Genomic DNA, 20,281 nt, shown 5'->3' with positions numbered 1-20,281 from the left:
GCAATAACCCTTGTACTACCCAGTTTCGGGGACCTTGGTACAGGCAGGCCGAGAATCCCCTCTTTAATTCAAGCTTCACACCGTTTTGGGAGCCCTGGTACAGGCAGGCCGGGAACTCCCTCTTTTATTGCTCCAGGAGATGGATCTCCAGCCGCCAGCGGTCATCGACCGCCTTGCCCGACCATTCCCCGCGCAGCGGCCGCGCCGCCACCAGGTTCAGCAGCAACCCTTTGTCAGCCTTGCGCACCCGCCAGTTCACATCCTTGTCATTGACCTTCAATTGTCCCGCCTGGGCCGTACCCAGCGCGTCGAACAGCAGCGCCACGGTGCCGTCGATATGTTCGCCGTGCAGCTTCGGCTCGCTGTTGAACCACACCACCAGGCCATCGGTTGCAGGCTCCACCTGGAGCAGCTCAACCGGGTCCGGGGTGGTCAGGCGACCGATCATCAGGCCCACCATCAGGCCGACAATCGCCAGTGAGCCCAAGACTCTGGGCAATAGCTGCGGCCTGGGATCATCTTCAGGGGTAGAATGCGCTGCATCTTTACCTTCGGAGCCGTGCATGTTTCACGTCATCCTTTTTCAACCAGAAATTCCGCCGAATACCGGCAACGTTATCAGGCTGTGCGCCAACAGTGGCTGCCACCTGCATTTGATCGAGCCGCTGGGCTTCGAGATGGACGACAAGCGCCTGCGTCGCGCAGGCCTGGACTATCACGAATACGCCACCCTGCAACGCCACGCCGACCTTGCCAGTTGCCTGGAAAGCCTGGGCCATCCACGGCTGTTTGCGTTCACCACCAAAGGTTCGCGGCCGTTTCATGATGCCAGCTTTGCCGAGGGGGACGCCTTCCTGTTCGGCCCGGAAAGCCGTGGCTTGCCGGCCGAGGTACTCGACGCCCTGCCTGACGGCCAGCGCCTGCGTTTGCCGATGCGCGAGGGCTGCCGCAGCCTGAACCTGTCCAACACCGTGGCCGTTGCCGTCTACGAAGGCTGGCGCCAGCTCGGCTTCAAGTAACCCCCCTTCTCCCTGTAGGAGCGAGCTTGCTCGCGAAAAACCAACAGGCGACGTGGGCGACCTAATAGCGCTGCGTCATCGTTGACGCTTTTCGCGAGCAAGCTCGCGCCTACAGGCGTTAGCAGTGCATAAAAAAAGCGCCTGTGATGGCGCTTTTTTATGCATCGAAGGCTTACTGAACCGTCGGCGCGCCTTCCTGTTGCATGCGCTGCAGCTCTTGCGCGTACAGGGCATCGAAGTTCACCGGGGCCAGCATCAGCGCCGGGAACGAACCACGGGTGACCAGGCTGTCCAGAGTCTCGCGGGCATACGGGAACAGGATGTTCGGGCAGAACGCGCCCAGGGTGTGGCTCATGGACGCATCGTCCAGGCCCTGGATCAGGAAGATACCGGCCTGTTGCACTTCAGCGATGAACGCCACTTCTTCACCGTTCTTCACGGTGACCGACAGGGTCAGCACGACTTCGTGGAAGTCGCCTTCCAGTTGCTTTTGACGGGTGTTCAGATCCAGGCCAACGCTTGGAGTCCACTCCTGGCGGAAGATCGCCGGGCTTTTAGGGGCCTCGAACGACAAGTCACGCACGTAGATACGCTGCAGGGAAAACTGTGGGCCTTGAGCCTCTTCTGCTGCCGCTTCGGTGTTCTGTTGGTCAGTCATCTCGCAGATCCTTCTTGATCTTGGGGTCTTTTAGGTTTTTGGAGTCAGACGTGAAGCAGCGCATCCAGTTTACCGGCGCGCTCCAGGGCGAACAGGTCGTCGCATCCACCGATATGCCTGCTGCCGATCCAGATCTGCGGCACGGAAGTGCGCCCCGCCTTCTGGGCCATCTCGGCACGCACCTGGGGCTTGCCATCGACCTTGATCTCGTCGAAGGCAACCTGTTTGCTCTGGAGCAACTGCTTGGCTCGCGTGCAATAGGGGCAATAATCGCTGGAATAAACGACAACCTGGCTCATATCACTTCACCAACGGCAGGTTATCGGCGCGCCAGCTGGAGATACCACCCGACAGCTTGGCCGCGGTGAAACCGCTTTTCATCAGTTCGCGAGCATGGCCGCCGGAGTGCTGGCCTTGGGCGTCGACCAGGATAATGGTCTTGGCCTTGTGCTTTTCCAGCTCGGCGATGCGGGCGATCAGCTTGTCCTGGGGAATATTCAGCGCGCCAACGATGTGACCGGCGGCAAAATCCTTGACCGGACGAAGGTCAACCACTACGGCCTGGTCCTTGTTGACCAGCGCGGTCAGCTCGCCCGTGCTGAGGCTACGGCCGCCACGGCTCACTTCATGAGCAATCAGCAGCGCCAGCAGTACGACGAAGGCACCGACCAGCAGATAGTGAGAGGTAGCAAATGCAATCAGGTGATCAACCATCAAGGAGGTTCCAGGGCGTTAAAATGGCGGTAAGTATACACAGCCGTCATGGGGGGCCAAGCCCCGTAAAGCGGTGACGGCATCGGAACTTCGCTTTAAACTGCCACTCACTTTTCAATCGCCTTCCTTTAATACCGCCGCGAGAGGATCTATGACTACCACGCCTAAACCTTTGGTCCTGATGATTCTCGATGGCTTCGGTCACAGTGAAAACCCCCACGACAACGCGGTATTCGCGGCGAACAAGCCTGTTCTAGACCGCCTGTGCGCCACGGTGCCCAATGGTTTGATCTCCGGTTCCGGCATGGACGTCGGCCTGCCGGACGGGCAGATGGGCAACTCCGAAGTCGGCCATATGAACCTGGGCGCCGGACGAGTGGTGTATCAGGACTTCACCCGCGTGACCAAAGCCATCCGCGATGGCGAGTTCTTCGAGAACCCGACCATCTGCGCTGCGGTGGATAAAGCCGTTGCCGCCGGCAAGGCCGTACATTTCATGGGGCTGTTGTCCGACGGCGGCGTGCACAGCCACCAGGACCACCTTGTAGCCATGGCCGAACTGGCCTTCAAGCGCGGCGCCGAGAAGATCTACCTGCACGCCTTCCTTGATGGCCGCGACACCCCGCCCAAAAGCGCGCAATCGTCCATCGAGCTGCTGGACGCGACCTTCGCCGCGCTCGGCAAGGGCCGTATCGCCAGCCTGGTTGGCCGCTACTTCGCCATGGACCGCGACAACCGCTGGGACCGCGTGGCCCAGGCCTACAACCTGATCGTCGACGGCAACGCCGAATTCAACGCCGCCACCGCCCAGCAAGGCCTGGAAGCGGCCTACGCCCGTGGCGAGAGCGATGAGTTCGTCAAGGCCACCACCATCGGCGAGCCGGTGAAAGTCGAAGATGGCGACGCGATGGTGTTCATGAACTTTCGCGCCGACCGTGCCCGCGAGCTGAGCCATGTGTTCGTCGATGACGGTTTCAAAGACTTCGAACGCGCACGCCAGCCGAAAGTCGAGTTCGTGATGCTGACCCAATACGCCGCCAGCATCCCGGCCCCGTCGGCCTTCGCGCCGGGCAGCCTGGAAAACGTGCTGGGCGATTACCTCGCGAAAAACGGCAAGACCCAACTGCGCATTGCCGAAACCGAGAAATACGCCCACGTCACCTTCTTCTTCTCCGGCGGGCGCGAAGAACCGTTCCCGGGCGAAGAGCGCATCCTGATCCCATCGCCGAAAGTCGCCACCTACGACTTGCAGCCAGAGATGAGCGCACCGCAAGTTACCGACAAGATCGTCGACGCCATTGAACACCAGCGTTATGACGTAATCGTGGTCAACTACGCCAACGGCGACATGGTCGGCCACAGCGGCAACCTGCAAGCGGCGATCAAGGCCGTGGAATGCCTGGACCTGTGCGTAGGTCGCATCGTCGATGCCCTAGAGAAGGTTGGCGGCGAAGCGCTGATCACTGCCGACCATGGCAACTGCGAGCAGATGTCCGACGAATCCACCGGCCAGGCCCACACCGCGCATACCACCGAGCCGGTGCCATTCATTTATGTGGGCAAGCGCGACTTCAAGGTACGCGAAGGCGGCGTGCTGGCAGACGTGGCGCCGACCATGCTCATGCTGATGGGGCTCAAGAAGCCTGTCGAAATGACCGGTACGTCGATCCTGGTCTAATTTTCAAACCCACCACCAAACAATGTGGGAGCGGGCTTGCCCGCGATAGCGGCGGATCAGTCGACATTTCCATGGCTGACACAACGCAATCGCGGGCAAGCCCGCTCCCACATGGGTAGGTGGTGTTTTTGAAGATGGCTTTTAGCCACACCCGCGCCACTGGGCGCCTAACTTGCCCGCCAGCCCGAATTGGACGTTTTTTTTGCCGCGTGGGCCGGGCATACTAGGCCGTCCCTTTCCCTGGTGTCGCCCGCCTCTATGCTTCGCGCCTTGATTACCCTTGCTCTTGTCTGCCTGCTCCAACCGGCCTTTGCCGACGAGCGCGCGCAAACCCAACAACAGTTGGACGCTACGCGTCAGGACATTACCGAGCTGAAAAAACTGCTCGGCAAACTCCAGGAAGAAAAATCCGGGGTGCAGAAAGACCTGCGCGGCACGGAAACCGAAATGGGCAAGCTGGAGAAGCAGGTCCAGGAGCTGCAAAAAGAACTAAAGAAAAGCGAGTCGGAACTGGAGCGACTCGACGCTGAGAAAAAAAAACTCCAGAGCGCGCGCGTTGAACAGCAACGCCTGATCGCAATCCAGGCCCGTGCCGCCTACCAGAACGGCCGCCAGGAATACCTCAAGCTGCTGCTCAACCAGCAGAACCCAGAAAAATTCGCCCGCACCCTCACCTACTACGACTACCTGAGCACTGCGCGCCTGGAGCAACTCAAAAGCTTCAACGAGACCCTGCGCCAGTTGGCCAATGTCGAGCAGGAAATCGCTGACCAGCAAAGCCAACTGCTGGCCCACAAAAGCAGCCTCGACACCCAGCGCGACGAACTGGACAAGGTGCGCAAGGAGCGCCAGCAGGCACTCGCCAAGCTCAACAGTGATGTAAAAGCCCGGGACGCCAAGCTCCAGGCGCGCCAGCAGGACCAGGCCGACCTGGCCAAAGTGCTGAAAACCATCGAGGAAACCCTGGCCCGCCAGGCCCGCGAGGCCGAGCAAGCGCGGCAAAAAGCGCTGATCGCCCAGCAGGAAGCAGAAAAAAAGCGCCAGCGTGAAGCCGAGGCGGTCGCCACCGACGCCCCGCGCAAACCCGCGCGCGCAGCACCTGGCCCACTGGTTTCCAGTGCCGGCGAATCGTTTGGCGGGCCTTTTGCTACTGCCCGAGGCAAACTTCCATGGCCAGTTGATGGTCGACTACTGGCACGCTTCGGTGAAACCCGTGGCGATGACACCCGCACCAAGTGGGACGGCGTGATGATCAGCGCCTCCGCGGGCAGCCAGGTACATGCCGTCCACGGCGGGCGCGTGGTGTTTGCCGATTGGCTGCGCGGCGCCGGTTTGCTGGTGATTCTTGACCACGGCAATGGCTATTTGAGCTTGTACGGCCACAATCAGACATTGCTCAAGGCCGCAGGTGATGTTGTAAAAGCCGGTGAATCCATCTCCACTGTCGGTAACAGTGGCGGCCAGGACACCCCGGCGCTGTACTTCGCTATTCGTCAGCAGGGCCGCCCAAGCGACCCTGCACAATGGTGTCGCGCCCAAGGATAGGGCCGCATCTACATTAGGAGTTCGTTCGACATGCTGCATTTGTCCCGCCTCACATCGCTGGCCCTGACGATCGCCCTGATAATCGGCGCGCCTATGGCATTCGCCGACCAGACCGCCCCGTCAGCCATGGCCGCGACCACCAAGGCGCCGCTGCCGCTGGACGAATTGCGCACCTTTGCCGAGGTCATGGACCGGATCAAGGCAGCCTATGTCGAACCCGTCGACGACAAGACTCTGCTGGAAAATGCCATCAAAGGCATGCTCAGCAATCTTGACCCGCACTCTGCCTACCTGGGCCCGGAAGATTTCGCCGAGCTGCAGGAAAGCACCAGCGGCGAATTTGGTGGCCTGGGCATTGAAGTCGGCGCCGAGGACGGCATCATCAAGGTGGTGTCGCCGATCGACGACACCCCGGCGTCCAAGGCCGGCATCCAGGCTGGCGACTTGATCGTGAAGATCAACGGCCAGCCGACCCGGGGCCAGACCATGACCGAAGCCGTCGACAAGATGCGCGGCAAGGTCGGCCAGAAAATCACCCTGACCCTGGTACGCGACGGCGGCAGCCCGTTTGACGTGACCCTGACCCGCGCCACTATCACGGTCAAGAGCGTGAAGAGCCAGTTGCTGGAGTCCGGCTACGGCTACATCCGCATCACCCAGTTCCAGGTCAAGACCGGCGACGAAGTGGCCAAGGCCCTGGCCAAGTTGCGCAAGGACAACGGCAAGAAGCTCAACGGCATCGTCCTCGACCTGCGCAACAACCCGGGCGGCGTACTGCAATCGGCGGTGGAAGTGGTCGACCATTTCATCACCAAGGGTCTGATCGTCTACACCAAGGGTCGTATCGCCAACTCCGAACTGCGCTTCTCGGCCACCGGCAAGGACCTGAGCGAAAACGTCCCACTGGCGGTGCTGATCAACGGTGGCAGCGCCTCGGCCTCGGAAATCGTCGCCGGCGCCCTGCAAGACCAGAAACGCGGCGTGCTGATGGGCACCACCAGCTTCGGCAAAGGCTCGGTGCAGACCGTGCTGCCACTGAACAACGAGCGCGCACTGAAAATCACCACGGCGTTGTACTACACGCCTAACGGGCGCTCGATCCAGGCCCAGGGCATCGTCCCGGATATCGAAGTTCGTCGGGCCAAGATCACCAACGAGACCGACAACGAGTACTTCAAGGAAGCCGACCTGCAAGGTCACCTGGGCAATGGCAACGGCGGTGCCGACCAACCGACCGGCAGCGGCCCGAAAGCCAAGCCGATGCCTCAGGACGATGACTACCAGCTGGCCCAGGCGCTGAGCCTGCTCAAGGGCCTGAGCATTACGCGCAGCCGTTGATATGCGTTTTGCCCTGATCATCGCTTTGCTGTGCTGCATGGCAGGGGTCGCCCAGGCGAACCCTGCCAACCAGCCCCACAAGGCTTACCTGACGCTGATCATCGACGACCTCGGGCAGAACCTGCCCCGCGACCGCCGCGTGCTGGCCCTGCCCGGGCCGGTGACCACAGCAATCATGCCTGACACCCCTCACGCCGCCGAATTTGCCCGCGAGGCGCACAAGGCCGGCAAGATCGTGATCCTGCACATGCCCATGGACCCCGCCACCGGCCCGTTCGCCTGGCACCCGGAGCTGCCCATCGAAGAACTAGGCAAGCGCCTGGACGCGGCGTTCAAGGCCGTGCCCTACACCGCAGGCATCAACAATCATATGGGCAGCCGCATGACCGCCGAGCCTGGCGCCATGGCCTGGTTGATGGGTGAACTGCAACGCCGCCACAAGTTCTTTGTCGACAGCCGCACCAGCGCCAAGACCGTGGCCGCCGCTGAAGCGCAGAAGATTGACCTGGCGCATGTCTCGCGGGATGTATTTCTCGATGACGAACGCACCGAAGCGGCCATCACCACGCAGTTGCAGACCGCTATCAAGCTGGCCCACAAACAGGGCTCGGCCGTGATGATCGGCCATCCTTATCCGCAGACCCTGGCGGTATTGGAGCGCGAACTGCCCAAGCTCAAGGCACAGGGCATCGAGTGGATTGATATCAAGCTGATGATCAGTGTGCGCAGCAACCGGGCCATGGCTGGGCACGGCAAGGACGGAATTTACCGCTGAAACCTGTAGGAGCGAGCTTGCTCGCGAAAACCGTCAACGATAACGCGAGCTGCCTGGTTAAACGCGGCGCTTGTGAGTTTTTCGCGAGCAAGCTCGCTCCTACAGGTAGCGCGTCATGATCTCGTCAACGACACCCTCTTTACGCAACTGGTCCAGCGCCGCCTGCAGCTTGGCCACTACCTCATCCGGCACTTCCTTGTTCAGCGCCAGATAGAGCTCGGCGCTGTTGAAGCGCAGCACCGTCTTGAGTCCGGAAACACCGACCTGGCGCGCCAGATAGCGCCCAGCAGGGTCGCCAGTGGCCCAGAGGTCAATCTGCCCCTCCATGAGCTTTTGCGCATTGTCCTGGTCGCGCAGCACGATAATCGGCTTGAGCCCGCGTTTTTCCAGGGTCTGGGCAATGGCATCGCCTTTATAGGCACCGATCTTGTAGCTACGGGCGTGCTCAAGATCGGTCAACTGAATGGGGCTGTCGGCCTTGGCCAGCAACACCCAATCATCCGGGCCAATCGGGCCGACCCATTTGAACAACGCTTCACGGTCCGGCAGGCGGGCCATGACAAAGACCCCATAGCCGGGCTTTTCCAGGGCGAGTTTATAGATTCGCTCCCAGGGGAAGCGCAGGGTGAGGTTGTAGGAAATACCGGCAAGCTTGCAGGTTTCGCGCACGATGTCTGCGGCGATGCCTTCGATGTTTTCATCTTTGGCGAAGTTCTTGCCGTTTTTCGCCATGTTGTAAGGCGGAAAGTTTTCCGTCAACAACACCAGGGAATCACCAGACGGCTCGGCAGCATGGGGCGAACCCGCCAATAAAATGGAGGAACTGGCGAGGGCAAGAAGCAGGTCTTTGAGCATCAAGGGTTACCGGAATCCATGGCAGGCCCCAGAGTGCCGCGAGCCTGTCATGGTGTCCAGTGACGTTTAGCGTACGACGATTCCGCGCGCCGCCATGTAGGCCTTTGCCTCGGGAACGGTGTACTCGCCAAAGTGGAAAATGCTCGCCGCCAGCACCGCGCTGGCGTGGCCTTCGATAACGCCGTCGGCCAGGTGCTGCAGGTTACCGACACCACCGGAAGCGATCACCGGGATGCCCAGCGCATCGCTGATGGCGCGGGTCACGCCCAGGTCGAAGCCGTTTTTCATGCCGTCCTGGTCCATGCTGGTCAGCAGGATTTCACCAGCGCCCAGGCCTTCCATCTTCATCGCCCACTCCACTGCGTCCAGCCCGGTAGGTTTGCGACCGCCGTGGGTGAAGATCTCCCAGCGCGGGGTTTCGCCCGGCCCGGAAACCTTCTTGGCGTCGATGGCGACGACGATGCATTGCGAGCCAAAGTGCTGCGCGGCTTCGCCGACAAACTCGGGGTTGAACACCGCGGCGGTGTTGATCGAGACCTTGTCCGCACCGGCATTGAGCAGGTTGCGGATGTCTTGCACGGTGCGCACGCCACCACCCACGGTCAGCGGGATAAACACCTGGCTGGCCATGCGCTCGACGGTATGCAGCGTCGTGTCGCGGCCGTCGACGCTGGCAGTGATGTCGAGGAAGGTAATCTCGTCGGCACCTTGCTCGTCGTAGCGACGAGCGATTTCCACCGGGTCGCCGGCGTCACGGATGTTCTCGAACTTGACGCCCTTGACCACCCGACCGTTGTCGACGTCCAGGCAAGGGATGATGCGTTTGGCCAGCGCCATGGTCAGTCCTCAGCCGTTGTAGGCATCGCAGTAGGCCTGGGCCTCGGCGACGTCCAGGGTACCTTCATAGATCGCACGGCCGGTGATCGCGCCGATGATCCCTGGAGCCTTGGCGTCCAGCAGCGACTTGATGTCGCCCAGATTGTGGATACCGCCGGAAGCGATCACCGGGATCTTGGTCGCGGCGGCCAGTGCGGCGGTGAAGGGTACGTTGCAGCCCTGCATCATGCCGTCTTTGGCGATATCGGTATAAACGATGGCGGACACGCCGTCGGCTTCGAACTGCTTGGCCAAGTCAATCACCTGCACGGTGCTGATTTCAGCCCAGCCGTCGGTAGCGACAAAACCATCTTTCGCATCCAGCCCCACGATCACCTTGCCCGGGAACGCGCGGCAGGCCTCGGCGACGAAGGCCGGGTCTTTCACGGCCTTGGTGCCGATGATCACGTAGCTCACGCCCGCCTTGACGTAGTGCTCGATGGTTTCCAGGGAACGGATGCCACCGCCGATCTGGATCGGCAGGTTCGGGTAGCGCTTGGCGATGGCCGTAACCACTTCGCCATTGACCGGCTGGCCTTCGAAGGCGCCGTTCAAGTCCACCAGATGCAGGCGGCGGCAGCCACCCTCCACCCACTTGGCAGCCATGCTCACCGGGTCATCGGAGAACACCGTGGAATCTTCCATGCGGCCCTGGCGCAGGCGTACGCAAGCGCCGTCCTTGAGATCGATAGCGGGGATAATCAGCATCTGGCAAACCTTATTCGATATTCAGCATTGCTTGAAAAATCAGGGTTTCTCAAGCGCCCACAGGTCGCTTTCGATGCTCTCGAACCTTTCTTTAAGGTGCGTCTGCACATCGAAAATCGCCCTGTTGTAATAGTGCGGAGCAATTTCAGTGGTAAACAGTTCGAGGATCTCAGCCACCTCGAACGACCCGAGCCTGAGCTCGAAGCGGTCTTCCATGAAACGCTTGATCTTGTCGGTCGCCTCACTCTCCTGCTGGGGAGTGAGATTGAGGATCGGCGGCTTGATCTTCTTGGCCATTACCAGCGCCCGTTCCAACTGGCGAAGTTCTGCAGCAATTGCAGGCCATGGGTATGGCTCTTCTCCGGATGGAACTGCACGGCAAAGCGCGAGCCTTCGGCCAGCGCCGCGGCGAAATCGACGCCGTAGTGCCCGCCACCCACCACCTGGCGCGGGTTACCGGCGGCGATGTAGTAGCTGTGCACGAAGTAGAAACGCGCCATGTCCGGGATGTCATGCCACAGCGGGTGGTCGACGGTGCGGCGCACTTCGTTCCAGCCCATGTGTGGGACTTTCAGGTGCTCGCCGTCTTCGTGCAGGTCCTTGCCGAAGAACTTCACGTCCCCCGGGAACAGCCCGATGCAGTCGACGCCGCCGTTTTCTTCACTGCGATCGAGCAAGGCTTGCATGCCCACGCAGATCCCGAGGAACGGCCGGTCCTGGCTGACTTCGCGCACCAGGCTGTCAAAGCCCAGGCGGCGAATTTCAGCCATGCAGTCGCGAATCGCGCCCACACCGGGAAACACCACCCGGTCGGCTTCGCGAATCACCTTGGCATCGCTGGTGATCAGCACTTTGCCGGCACCTACATGTTCGAGGGCCTTGGCCACCGAATGCAGGTTGCCCATGCCATAGTCGATAACCGCGACCGTCTGCATTACAGAACGCCCTTGGTCGAAGGCATTTGCCCAGCCATGCGGTCATCAAGCTCCACGGCCATGCGCAGGGCGCGGCCGAAAGCCTTGAACACAGTTTCGATCTGGTGGTGGGTGTTGGTGCCACGCAGGTTGTCGATATGCAGGCTGACCAGCGCATGGTTGACGAAGCCCTGGAAAAACTCCTGGAACAGGTCCACATCGAAGCCGCCCACGGTGGCGCGGGTGTACGGCACGTGCATCTGCAGGCCTGGGCGGCCGGAGAAATCGATGACCACCCGCGACAGCGCCTCATCCAGCGGGACATAGGCGTGGCCATAACGGCGGATGCCTTTTTTGTCGCCGATGGCCTTGGCAAACGCCTGGCCGAGGGTGATACCGACATCCTCCACGGTGTGGTGGTCGTCGATATGCAGGTCGCCCTTGCTGACGATATCCAGGTCGATCAGCCCATGACGGGCGATTTGATCCAGCATGTGCTCAAGAAAAGGGACACCGATATCAAATCGGGCCTTTCCGGTGCCATCCAGGTTGATCGAGGCTTTGATCTGGGTTTCCAGAGTGTCGCGCTCGACGGACGCCTTACGTTCGGCCATCACCAACTCCGCAAAATCATTGGGCGAAAAAGGTGGCCATTATAGGGGCTGCGGGCGCTAAACAGAAACATCGGAGGGGATAAGACTGACCGCGTGTCGGGGATAGACATGTCAGTACAAGTGTGGGAGCTGGCTTGCCTGCGATGCAGACGCCTGAGTACTACAGATACACCGAGCTGGTTCTATCGCGGGCAAGCCCGGCTCCCACAGGAACCGGGCCCACATGCCTACAGCGGTGTTAGTGGAACAACACTGCCGTCTTCTGCAAGGTCACCCACACGCCCCACGCCAGCGGAATACCCACCACCAGCCACGCGGCAATGGCCAATGGCACGGTGCCGGAAGCGGCTTTCCACTCCAGGGACGTGCTGGCATCGGCACCCTTGTCATGGCCCAGCGCCTGTTCGGCCGCCAGTTCAGCGTCGGTCATGAAGTACTTGTCGGCCACCGGACGCACCAGCAGGTTGCAGATAAAGCCCAGCACCAGCAGGCCGGCGAGGATGTACAAGGTGATGTCATAGGCTGCGGCGCGTTCGACGCCGATGCTCAACTGATACTCACGCAAGTAGTTCACCAACACCGGGCCCAGCACGCCAGCCGCAGCCCAGGCGGTGAGCAGGCGACCATGGATCGCGCCGACCATTTGCGTACCGAACAGGTCCGCCAGGTAGGCCGGCACGGTCGCGAAACCGCCGCCGTACATCGACAGGATGATGCAGAACGCCGCCACGAACAGCGAGACGTTGCCCAGGTGGCCGAGGTTCGGGATCAACGCATACAGGGCAAAGCCCAGGGCGAAGAACACGAAGTAGGTATTTTTACGGCCCAGGTAGTCGGAAAACGACGCCCAGAAGAACCGCCCGCCAATGTTGAACAGGCTCAACAGGCCAGTGAAACCCGCCGCGATGGCCGCGATAGAGGCCAGTTGCCCGGCATCCAGTTGGCCAAATGGCACATCGACACCCAGCAACTTGCCGCCAAACACTTCCTGCAACAACGGCGACGCCATGCCGAGAATGCCGATACCGGCCGACACGTTCAGGCACAACACCAGCCACACCAGGCGGAATTGCGGGGTTTTCCAGGCCACGTTCACATGGACGTGACGGTGCGTGATCATCGCGTTGCTGGCTTTTTTCGCCGGCGCGGTCCAGCCCTCAGGCTTCCAGCCGGTCGGCGGCACGCGGTAGGACAAGGCGCCACCGATCATGAACACGAAGTAGATCGCGGCCATGACCAAAAAGCTCTGCCATACGCCCACGCCGGTCGGCGAAGCGAAGTGGCCCATCAGTGCCGCTGCAAGGGGGGCGCCGACCATCGCACCACCACCAAAGCCCATGATCGCCATGCCCGTGGCCATGCCGCGCTTGTCCGGGAACCACTTGATCAGGGTCGAGACCGGCGAGATATAGCCCAGGCCCAGGCCGATACCGCCAATCACCCCAGAGCCGAGCCACATCAGCCAGATCTGGTGGGTATAAATCCCCAGCGCCGAGATCAGCAGGCCACCACACCAGCACAAAGCCGACACAACGCCCGCCTTGCGCGGCCCGGCATGTTCCAGCCAGCCGCCCCAGATCGCCGCCGAGCAGCCCAGGAAGATAAAGAACAGAGTGTAGATCCAGCCCAGCATGGAGATCGGCCAGTCGCAGGACGACGAGAAAATCTGCGCGATAAAGCTCATGTCCGGTGCGCAAGCGACCGGCGCAGTGACGCCCAGCGCCTTGGACAGCGGCAGCCAGAACACCGAGAAACCGTAGGCCATGCCGATGCACAAGTGGATGGCCAGGGCGGCCGGCGGAACCAGCCAGCGGTTGAACCCGGGCTTGGCGATGATGCGCTCCTTGGACAGGAACGCAGGCTGCGCGGCGGTAGATCCGGCCGCAGTGCTAGTGCTCATTGGTGTTTCCCCCAGTTATTAGTCTGTGTTCGCCAGGCGCTCTCCTCCTCGGCCTTTGCACGCGAGGCGTGGCCGTTCTGTTGAGTAAAGCTCCCTGTAAGCGCGACGTTTAGTCGCAGAAGGCGGGCGAACGCGCAGAGATTAGCATTTGCCGGTGACAGAAAAACCAAACTGACACTACCTTTTTCGGCTCATCTGTTTTGTTTGACACGATGTAACGATGCGTAAACAGCCACCGGCCTCGCGGCGTTATACTCAGCGGCTAAATTTTAAAATCGACATACAAGGACTCGCCCATGAAAGCGTTCGGCAAAATCCTGGGTCTGGTACTTCTCGGGCTGTTGCTGATCATTGTGGCCCTGGGCTTTGCCCTGACCCACCTCTTCGATCCCAACGACTATAAAGACGAGATTCGCCAGATTGCCCGCGACAAGGCCCACATCGAGCTGACGCTCAATGGCGATATCGGCTGGAGCCTGTTCCCGTGGCTGGGCCTGGAGCTGCATGAAGCCAGCGTGGCCACCCTGAGCAATCCTGCCCAACCATTCGCCGACCTGCAGATGCTTGGCCTGTCGGTACGCGTGCTGCCATTGCTGCGCCGCGAAGTGCAGATGAGCGATGTGCGCGTCGAGGGCCTGAACCTGCGCCTGACCCGTGACAAGCAAGGCCATGGCAACTGGGAAGATATCGGCAAGGCGCCGGCCGTTGCGGCCACAGGCACCGCCGAGGTGCCCGCGACGCCAGCACCAACCACGGCGCCAGCGCCGGAGAAAGCGGCCCAGCCGATCCGCCTGGATATCGACAGCCTGACGGTCAACAACGCGCGTATCGAGTACAACGACGAGCAGACCGGCAAGCAATTCAGCGCCGAAAGCATCCAACTGAGCACCGGTGCCGTGCATGAAGGCGCGAGCATTCCGGTCAAGCTCACCGCGTTCTTCGGCAGCAACCAGCCGGTCATGCGGGTCAAGAGCGAACTCAACGGCGAGCTGCGCTTTGACCGTGCCCTCAAGCGCTATCAGTTCGAAGACATGAAAATCGCCGGCGAAGCCACGGGCGAGCCGCTGCAAGGCAAGACCGTGACGTTTGCCACCCAGGGCCAGTTGCTGGTGGACCTGTCGGCGAACATTGCCGAGTGGACCAGCCTCAAGCTCTCGCTCAACCAACTGCGGGCGCTGGGCGAACTGAAGGTCAACGACCTGGATAAAACCCCACAGGTCAGCGGCGCCCTGTCGATTGCCCAGTTTGACCTGGCCAAGTTCCTCGACAGCGTCGGCCAGCCACTGCCGGCCATGGCCCCCGGCAGCCTGAGCAAGGTCGAACTGGTCAGCCGCCTGCAAGGCACGCCTTCGAGCATCGCGCTGGAAGACCTGAACCTGAAACTCGACGGCAGTACCTTTACCGGGCGCCTGGCCGTTGAAGACTTTGCCAAGCAATCCCTGCGCGTCCAGCTCAAGGCCGACACGTTCAACGCCGATAACTACCTGCCGACCAAGTCCGAGGCGGCCAACAGCGCCGCCGTCGCACGCCAGGCCGAAGTGCAGAGCAGCGAAGCCGGGGCCATGGCCGCCGGTGGTACCACACCGCTGCCGGACGCACCGACCAAAGGCGCCTGGAGCACCGACAAACTGCTGCCACTGGCACGCCTGCGCACGCTGGATGTGATTGCCGACCTGTCCTTCGGCCAACTGACCCTCGGCCAGTTACCCATCGAGAATGCCACCCTCAAAGCCTCCGGCCAGGGTGGTCAGCTCAAGCTCGACACCTTGAGCGGTGGCCTCTACAACGGCACGTTCCAGGCCAACGGCAACCTTGACGCCCGCGAAGATGTGCCCGTACTGGCACTGCAGACCAAAATCAAGCAAGTGCCGGTCGAACGCATCCTCCAGGCCCAGGGCAAAACCCCACCAGTCAAGGGCCAACTCACCCTAGATAGCAACCTGACGGGACGCGGCAATAGCCAGAAGGCGCTGATCGACAGCCTCAACGGCAGTGCCAGCTTTGTGATCAACAATGGCGTGCTGCTCAACGCCAACATTGAACAACAGCTGTGTACCGGCATCGCCCTGCTCAATCGCAAGACCCTGGCCAGCGAGCCGCGTGGCAAGGACACACCGTTCCAGGAGCTCAAGGGCAACCTGACCTTGCGTAACGGCGTCGCCAGCAACCCGGACCTGAAAGTGCGGATCCCCGGCCTGACCGTCAATGGCAATGGCGACATCGACCTGCGCGTGCTGGGCATGGACTACCGCGTAGGCATCATTGTCGAGGGCGACAAGCGCGACATGCCGGACCCGGCCTGCCAGGTAGGCTCGAACTTCCGCGGCATCGAAGTCCCGCTGCGCTGCCGTGGCCCGCTGGAGCTGGGCGCCAAGGCCTGCCGCCTGGACAAGGACGGCCTGGGCCAGGTGGCGGCCAAGATGGCGGGCAACAAGCTCAGCGAGAAGATTGAAGAGAAGCTCGACAAGGTCAATCCCAAGCTCAAAGACGCCCTCAAAGGTTTGTTCAACCGATGAGGAACGAGCAATTTTCAGCGGCCATACTGGAGTGGTACGACCAGCACGGTCGCCATGACCTGCCCTGGCAGCAGGGCATCACCCCCTATCGGGTGTGGGTCTCGGAAATCATGCTGCAACAGACCCAGGTCAGCACCGTACTCAATTACTTCGACCGTTTCATGGCCTCGCTGCCAACGGTCGAAGCCCTGGCGGCCGCACCGGAAGATGAAGTGCTGCACCTGTGGACCGGGCTGGGCTACTACACCCGCGCACGCAACCTGCAGAAGACCGCAAAGATCGTCGTCGCCGAGCACGGCGGCGAGTTTCCCCGCGATGTCGAGAAGCTCACCGAGCTGCCCGGTATCGGCCTGTCCACCGCTGGCGCCATCGCCAGCCTCAGCATGGGCCTGCGCGCGCCGATCCTCGACGGCAACGTCAAGCGCGTGCTGGCGCGCTTTACCGCCCAGGAAGGCTATCCGGGCGAGCCCAAGGTCGCCAAGCAGCTGTGGGCCACCGCAGAGCGCTTTACCCCGCACGATCGCGTCAACGCCTACACCCAGGCGATGATGGACATGGGCGCCACCCTCTGCACCCGCAGCAAGCCCAGCTGCCTGCTGTGCCCGCTGGAAAAGGGCTGTGAAGCGCACATGCTGGGCCTGGAGACCCGCTACCCGATCCCCAAGCCACGCAAGACCATCCCGCAAAAGCGCACGCTGATGCCCTTGCTGGCCAACCATGAGGGCGCGATCCTGCTTTACCGTCGCCCGTCTACGGGCCTGTGGGGCGGGTTGTGGAGCTTGCCGGAACTGGACGACCTGAATGACCTGGAACACCTGGCCAACCAGCACTCACTGGCGCTGGGCAAGCAGCAAGCGCTGCCTGGGCTGGTCCACACCTTCAGCCATTTCCAGTTGGCTATCGAACCCTGGCTGGTCCGGGTCGAGGAATCGGCCCATCACGTGGCCGAGGCCGACTGGCTCTGGTATAACCTCGCCACCCCGCCGCGCCTGGGCCTTGCCGCCCCGGTAAAAAAACTGCTGAAGCGCGCGGCCGATGTATTGAACGCAGGAGTTTCGTCATGACCCGCACCATCATGTGCCGCAAATACCACAAAGAACTGCCTGCCCTGGAGCGCGCCCCGTTCCCGGGTGCCAAGGGTCAGGACATTTTCGACCATGTCTCCGCCCAGGCCTGGGCCGACTGGCAGAAGCACCAGACCCTGCTGATCAACGAAAAACGCCTGAACATGATGAACGCCGAAGATCGCAAATATCTTCAAGGCGAGATGGACAAGTACTTTTCCGGCGAGGATTACGCCAAGGCTGACGGCTACGTGCCGCCTGCTCAATAATTGATCAAAAACCGGGGTCGGCACGTAAGCGACGGTAATAATTAAATATTTTTTGAAAACTTGCTTGACGACCCCCTGAAAAACCCGTTTAATGCGCCCCGTTGCCCAGATAGCTCAGTCGGTAGAGCAGGGGATTGAAAATCCCCGTGTCGGCGGTTCGATTCCGTCTCTGGGCACCACCTTTCGTTTTCAGGTGATGCCAAGCACACCTGAAAGCACCCAAGAAACCCGCCTAGTGCGGGTTTTTTGCTTTCTACGGTTCACAACCGTTTCCTTGTAAGCCCAGTGAATGACGATCGATTTGCGCATCCATTGAGACCTGCCGCGTCTCAAACGGTCAGGCAAAAAATATTATACAAAGCCTTCCCGCTCCCCAAATATCCATGCATCGCCCGCATCAGCGGCCCCTCCCTCATTCTTGCGGCAGGATCAATCATGGCGGGACTTAAAACCACGCTATTGGCTTTCCACCTCATGACATTCGCAGGCCTGTTCATGCCCTCACTGACTGCCCACGCCAGCCCGGTGGAAACAACCGTGCCGGCCAAGAAACAAGACGCCGTCTATCAATTGCGTATCTACGAGATTTTCGAGACCAACAAAGCCGCATTTCATGAGCGATTCCGCGATCACGCCATGCGGATCATGACTCGCTATGGGTTCGACATCATTGCCTTGTGGGAAACCAAGACCGACCAGCGCACCGAATTTGTCTATCTGATCAAGTGGCCGGATGCCAACGTGATGCGCCAGGGATGGGAAAAATTAATGGCCGACCAGGAATGGTCGGCCATCAAGGCAAAAAGCGCCGCAGAGCACGGCGCGATGGTGGGGGAGATTCAAGAGAAGGTCATGACACTGACCGATTACTCACTGATTCCTACAGGCCTGCCACGCCCTTGATGCCACTGGGCTCACAGCTCTTTGAAACGGTGGCGAGGAACACCGGGGACAGGCAACCGGATACTGTAAATATTTCCCGCTTCCGGGAAGTCCGCCTGCTCGGCGGCCGACATGCCGAACTTGGCGGTGGTAATGAACAAGGTACGCATGTCCGGCCCGCCAAAGCAGCAACTTGTGGGGCGCGGTACTGGCACTGGCAAGGTCTGGGTCAAGACGCCGTTACGGTCGTACCTGAGCAGGCAGCCGCCGTTGAACTGGCAGACCCAAAGGCCGCCCTCCGTGTCCAGCGCAAGGCCATCCGGGCGGCCCAGTTCGGCAGGTGTCTGGGCAAACACTGCCACTTGTTCCAGGTAACTGCCGTTGGCCGGGTAACGGGCGCGGTAAATGGTACAGGCCACTGAGTCGACAAAAAAAAGCTCGGTGCCGTCGATCGACCAGGCCAGGCCGTTGGGCAGACTGATGTGATCCAGCATCACCGAGGCATTCAAGCCGGCATCGTAGCGATAGAGCTTGCCGGTGCTTCGACTGTGCCCTTCATCCATCAAGCCGGTGACAAAACGCCCTTGGGGGTCGCAAGCACCATCGTTGAAACGATAGGACGAGAGGGTGATGGCCAGTTTGGAGTTATGGATAACCCGCAGGCTGGTGCGGTCGAGGATAGCAACCCCGGCATTCTGGGCAAAAATCAGATTGCCCTTCTGGGTCAACGCCAACGCACCGATCCGCGAAGGCGACTCATACAGTCGCGTGAGGTTGGCCTGTTGATCCAGGGCATTGATCTGCCCGCCACTGATATCCACGAATAACAAACTGTTTTGGGCTTCGTCCCAGACCGGGCTTTCGCCCAGGTCGGCCTGGCACGATGCAAAAAGACGTAGCTCTTCCTGAGCAGACATTTTCAGCACTCCTTGATGTGGTCCCACTGTTGAGCAACTTGCTCGGCGCTGGCTGCGCTGATCCGGGCGAGATCGACGGGATAGTCGACACCCGGGTTCTCGGCAAACCGTGTGGCCGTAAATTGGCCATTGCTGGCGCGCAGGATATAGCCGGTGTCCTGGCATTGCTGCGACGCCAAGAAGATCACGCCAGGGGCTACCCATTCGGGCTTGAGGTTTTCCGGCTCGCCCTTCACGCCCCACATACGGGTCTTGGCCACCGGCGATACCGCATTGACCAGGATGCCCGCCTCTGCACCTTCCATACTCAGTGCATTCATAATACCCAGTTGCGCCATTTTACCTGCGGCATACGCCGTCAGGCCGGGTTGTGCATATTGCTGGTACATCGCCCGATCCGATGAAGTCAGCACCACCCGCGCAGCAGCAGATTTTTTGAGGTGTTTCCAGGCATGCTTGCATAACCACACAGGCGTATAGATATTGATATCCACCGCTCGCCCAATGAAAGTTGCATCCGCATCTTCAATAGATTGATAACCCACCCAACCGGCGTTGTGAATCAGGATATCGAGTTGCCCAAACGCCTTGATGGCCGTCTCTACCAACTGCTGGCAACCCTGCTCCGTGGAAAGGTCGCCATGGTGGCCAACCACGCTAAACCCCTTGGACTGAAGCGTTCGCGCAGCGTCCATGGCAATCGAGGCATCGGTCCCCGCACCCAGGTTATCCGAGCCAACATCACTGATCACCACATTGGCGCCCAATTTCGCCAACTCTTGGGCATAAATAAAACCCAACCCTCGGCCAGCGCCCGTTACAACCGCTGTTTTACCTGTAAAGTTCATTGGCTCTTCCTCTTGATTATCACCTCACCTTAACAATGAATATCTGGCTTGTTTAATACTAACGACGGCGCAAATTGATACTTACCCTATATCAAGTTAACGTTTAACTCTTGTGAAGCATTAAAGAATATTCACCTGTCTCCCCCCATCCATGAACTTCCCCATGGCATTTAGGCCTGCTGAATAGGCTT

The 20,281-nt window shown here is 60.6% G+C and carries 22 protein-coding genes and 1 tRNA gene; 10 read left to right on the top strand and 13 right to left on the bottom strand.

What is annotated here, in order from left to right:
* Window positions 1-124: 124 nt before the first annotated feature.
* Window positions 125-565, bottom strand: a complete 441-nt coding sequence (locus FJD34_RS20765) for a hypothetical protein (protein ID WP_032862276.1) — start codon at window positions 563-565, stop codon at window positions 125-127.
* Between FJD34_RS20765 and FJD34_RS20760 the strand changes: the two genes are divergently transcribed.
* Window positions 564-1,019, top strand: coding sequence for a tRNA (cytidine(34)-2'-O)-methyltransferase (locus FJD34_RS20760; RefSeq protein ID WP_032862277.1), 456 nt, complete (start codon window positions 564-566; stop codon window positions 1,017-1,019). The genes FJD34_RS20765 and FJD34_RS20760 overlap by 2 nt on opposite strands.
* A gap of 172 nt (window positions 1,020-1,191) precedes the next feature.
* Here the strand turns inward: FJD34_RS20760 and secB are convergent, their stop codons facing one another.
* The 3 genes from secB to FJD34_RS20745 are packed head-to-tail and all read right to left on the bottom strand — an operon-like array spanning window position 1,192 to window position 2,391.
* The gene (gene secB, locus FJD34_RS20755; RefSeq protein ID WP_065944518.1) at window positions 1,192-1,677 is read right to left on the bottom strand and encodes a protein-export chaperone SecB; all 486 of its coding nucleotides are present in this window, start codon (window positions 1,675-1,677) and stop codon (window positions 1,192-1,194) included.
* A 44-nt stretch (window positions 1,678-1,721) separates the two neighbouring features.
* Window positions 1,722-1,976, bottom strand: a complete 255-nt coding sequence (grxC, locus tag FJD34_RS20750) for a glutaredoxin 3 (RefSeq protein ID WP_032862280.1) — start codon at window positions 1,974-1,976, stop codon at window positions 1,722-1,724.
* A gap of 1 nt (window position 1,977) precedes the next feature.
* A complete protein-coding gene (locus FJD34_RS20745; RefSeq protein WP_032862282.1) occupies window positions 1,978-2,391 on the bottom strand; it encodes a rhodanese-like domain-containing protein in 414 nt (137 codons plus the stop codon).
* Between the two features lie 151 nt (window positions 2,392-2,542).
* On the opposite strand from FJD34_RS20745, the gene gpmI reads away from it, so the two are divergent.
* The 4 genes from gpmI to FJD34_RS20725 all read left to right on the top strand — a co-directional run bounded on the left by gpmI (window position 2,543) and on the right by FJD34_RS20725 (window position 7,727).
* On the top strand, window positions 2,543-4,069 hold the full coding sequence (gene gpmI / locus FJD34_RS20740; RefSeq protein ID WP_090292773.1) for a 2,3-bisphosphoglycerate-independent phosphoglycerate mutase: 1,527 nt from the start codon (window positions 2,543-2,545) through the stop codon (window positions 4,067-4,069).
* A 258-nt stretch (window positions 4,070-4,327) separates the two neighbouring features.
* Window positions 4,328-5,614, top strand: a complete 1,287-nt coding sequence (locus FJD34_RS20735) for a murein hydrolase activator EnvC family protein (protein WP_090292771.1) — start codon at window positions 4,328-4,330, stop codon at window positions 5,612-5,614.
* A gap of 30 nt (window positions 5,615-5,644) precedes the next feature.
* A complete protein-coding gene (locus tag FJD34_RS20730) occupies window positions 5,645-6,952 on the top strand; it encodes a S41 family peptidase (protein ID WP_032862287.1) in 1,308 nt (435 codons plus the stop codon).
* Between the two features lies 1 nt (window position 6,953).
* The gene (locus FJD34_RS20725; RefSeq protein ID WP_032862288.1) at window positions 6,954-7,727 is read left to right on the top strand and encodes a divergent polysaccharide deacetylase family protein; all 774 of its coding nucleotides are present in this window, start codon (window positions 6,954-6,956) and stop codon (window positions 7,725-7,727) included.
* Between the two features lie 99 nt (window positions 7,728-7,826).
* On the opposite strand, the gene FJD34_RS20715 is transcribed toward FJD34_RS20725, so the two are convergent.
* The 7 genes from FJD34_RS20715 to FJD34_RS20685 all read right to left on the bottom strand — a co-directional run bounded on the left by FJD34_RS20715 (window position 7,827) and on the right by FJD34_RS20685 (window position 13,594).
* Window positions 7,827-8,582: a substrate-binding periplasmic protein gene (locus tag FJD34_RS20715; RefSeq protein WP_032862289.1), complete on the bottom strand. Its 756-nt coding sequence runs from the start codon at window positions 8,580-8,582 to the stop codon at window positions 7,827-7,829.
* A gap of 66 nt (window positions 8,583-8,648) precedes the next feature.
* A complete protein-coding gene (gene hisF, locus FJD34_RS20710) occupies window positions 8,649-9,419 on the bottom strand; it encodes an imidazole glycerol phosphate synthase subunit HisF (protein ID WP_003171107.1) in 771 nt (256 codons plus the stop codon).
* Between the two features lie 9 nt (window positions 9,420-9,428).
* The gene (hisA, locus tag FJD34_RS20705; protein ID WP_003187784.1) at window positions 9,429-10,166 is read right to left on the bottom strand and encodes a 1-(5-phosphoribosyl)-5-[(5-phosphoribosylamino)methylideneamino]imidazole-4-carboxamide isomerase; all 738 of its coding nucleotides are present in this window, start codon (window positions 10,164-10,166) and stop codon (window positions 9,429-9,431) included.
* A gap of 39 nt (window positions 10,167-10,205) precedes the next feature.
* Window positions 10,206-10,463 carry a DUF2164 domain-containing protein gene (locus FJD34_RS20700; RefSeq protein ID WP_029295898.1) on the bottom strand — a complete coding sequence of 86 codons (258 nt, stop codon included), beginning with the start codon at window positions 10,461-10,463 and terminating at the stop codon, window positions 10,206-10,208.
* Window positions 10,463-11,101, bottom strand: coding sequence for an imidazole glycerol phosphate synthase subunit HisH (gene hisH, locus FJD34_RS20695; RefSeq protein WP_032862291.1), 639 nt, complete (start codon window positions 11,099-11,101; stop codon window positions 10,463-10,465). The genes FJD34_RS20700 and hisH overlap by 1 nt, the downstream gene beginning before the upstream one ends.
* A complete protein-coding gene (gene hisB, locus FJD34_RS20690; protein ID WP_003218037.1) occupies window positions 11,101-11,694 on the bottom strand; it encodes an imidazoleglycerol-phosphate dehydratase HisB in 594 nt (197 codons plus the stop codon). The genes hisH and hisB overlap by 1 nt, the downstream gene beginning before the upstream one ends.
* Before the next feature lie 238 nt (window positions 11,695-11,932).
* A complete protein-coding gene (locus FJD34_RS20685; protein WP_032862292.1) occupies window positions 11,933-13,594 on the bottom strand; it encodes an OFA family MFS transporter in 1,662 nt (553 codons plus the stop codon).
* A 296-nt stretch (window positions 13,595-13,890) separates the two neighbouring features.
* Between FJD34_RS20685 and FJD34_RS20680 the strand changes: the two genes are divergently transcribed.
* The 5 genes from FJD34_RS20680 (at window position 13,891) to FJD34_RS20660 (ending at window position 18,346) form a co-directional block, all read left to right on the top strand.
* Window positions 13,891-16,110, top strand: coding sequence for an AsmA family protein (locus FJD34_RS20680; RefSeq protein ID WP_065944512.1), 2,220 nt, complete (start codon window positions 13,891-13,893; stop codon window positions 16,108-16,110).
* Window positions 16,107-17,174, top strand: coding sequence for an A/G-specific adenine glycosylase (mutY, locus tag FJD34_RS20675; RefSeq protein WP_090292769.1), 1,068 nt, complete (start codon window positions 16,107-16,109; stop codon window positions 17,172-17,174). Before FJD34_RS20680 ends, mutY begins: the two co-directional genes overlap by 4 nt.
* A complete protein-coding gene (locus FJD34_RS20670; RefSeq protein ID WP_032862296.1) occupies window positions 17,171-17,443 on the top strand; it encodes an oxidative damage protection protein in 273 nt (90 codons plus the stop codon). Before mutY ends, FJD34_RS20670 begins: the two co-directional genes overlap by 4 nt.
* A 103-nt stretch (window positions 17,444-17,546) precedes the next feature.
* A tRNA-Phe gene (locus FJD34_RS20665) sits at window positions 17,547-17,622 on the top strand.
* A gap of 256 nt (window positions 17,623-17,878) precedes the next feature.
* Window positions 17,879-18,346 carry an NIPSNAP family protein gene (locus tag FJD34_RS20660; RefSeq protein WP_032862298.1) on the top strand — a complete coding sequence of 156 codons (468 nt, stop codon included), beginning with the start codon at window positions 17,879-17,881 and terminating at the stop codon, window positions 18,344-18,346.
* Between the two features lie 11 nt (window positions 18,347-18,357).
* On the opposite strand, the gene FJD34_RS20655 is transcribed toward FJD34_RS20660, so the two are convergent.
* Window positions 18,358-19,242: an SMP-30/gluconolactonase/LRE family protein gene (locus FJD34_RS20655; RefSeq protein WP_032862299.1), complete on the bottom strand. Its 885-nt coding sequence runs from the start codon at window positions 19,240-19,242 to the stop codon at window positions 18,358-18,360.
* A 2-nt stretch (window positions 19,243-19,244) separates the two neighbouring features.
* Window positions 19,245-20,090, bottom strand: coding sequence for an SDR family NAD(P)-dependent oxidoreductase (locus FJD34_RS20650; RefSeq protein WP_065944509.1), 846 nt, complete (start codon window positions 20,088-20,090; stop codon window positions 19,245-19,247).
* Between the last annotated feature and the right edge of the window lie 191 nt (window positions 20,091-20,281).

Origin of the sequence: Pseudomonas brenneri, from assembly GCF_007858285.1 — a bacterium.
Taxonomy (GTDB): Bacteria; Pseudomonadota; Gammaproteobacteria; order Pseudomonadales; family Pseudomonadaceae; genus Aquipseudomonas; species Aquipseudomonas brenneri.
This window is presented reverse-complemented; position numbering and strand designations above follow the sequence as displayed.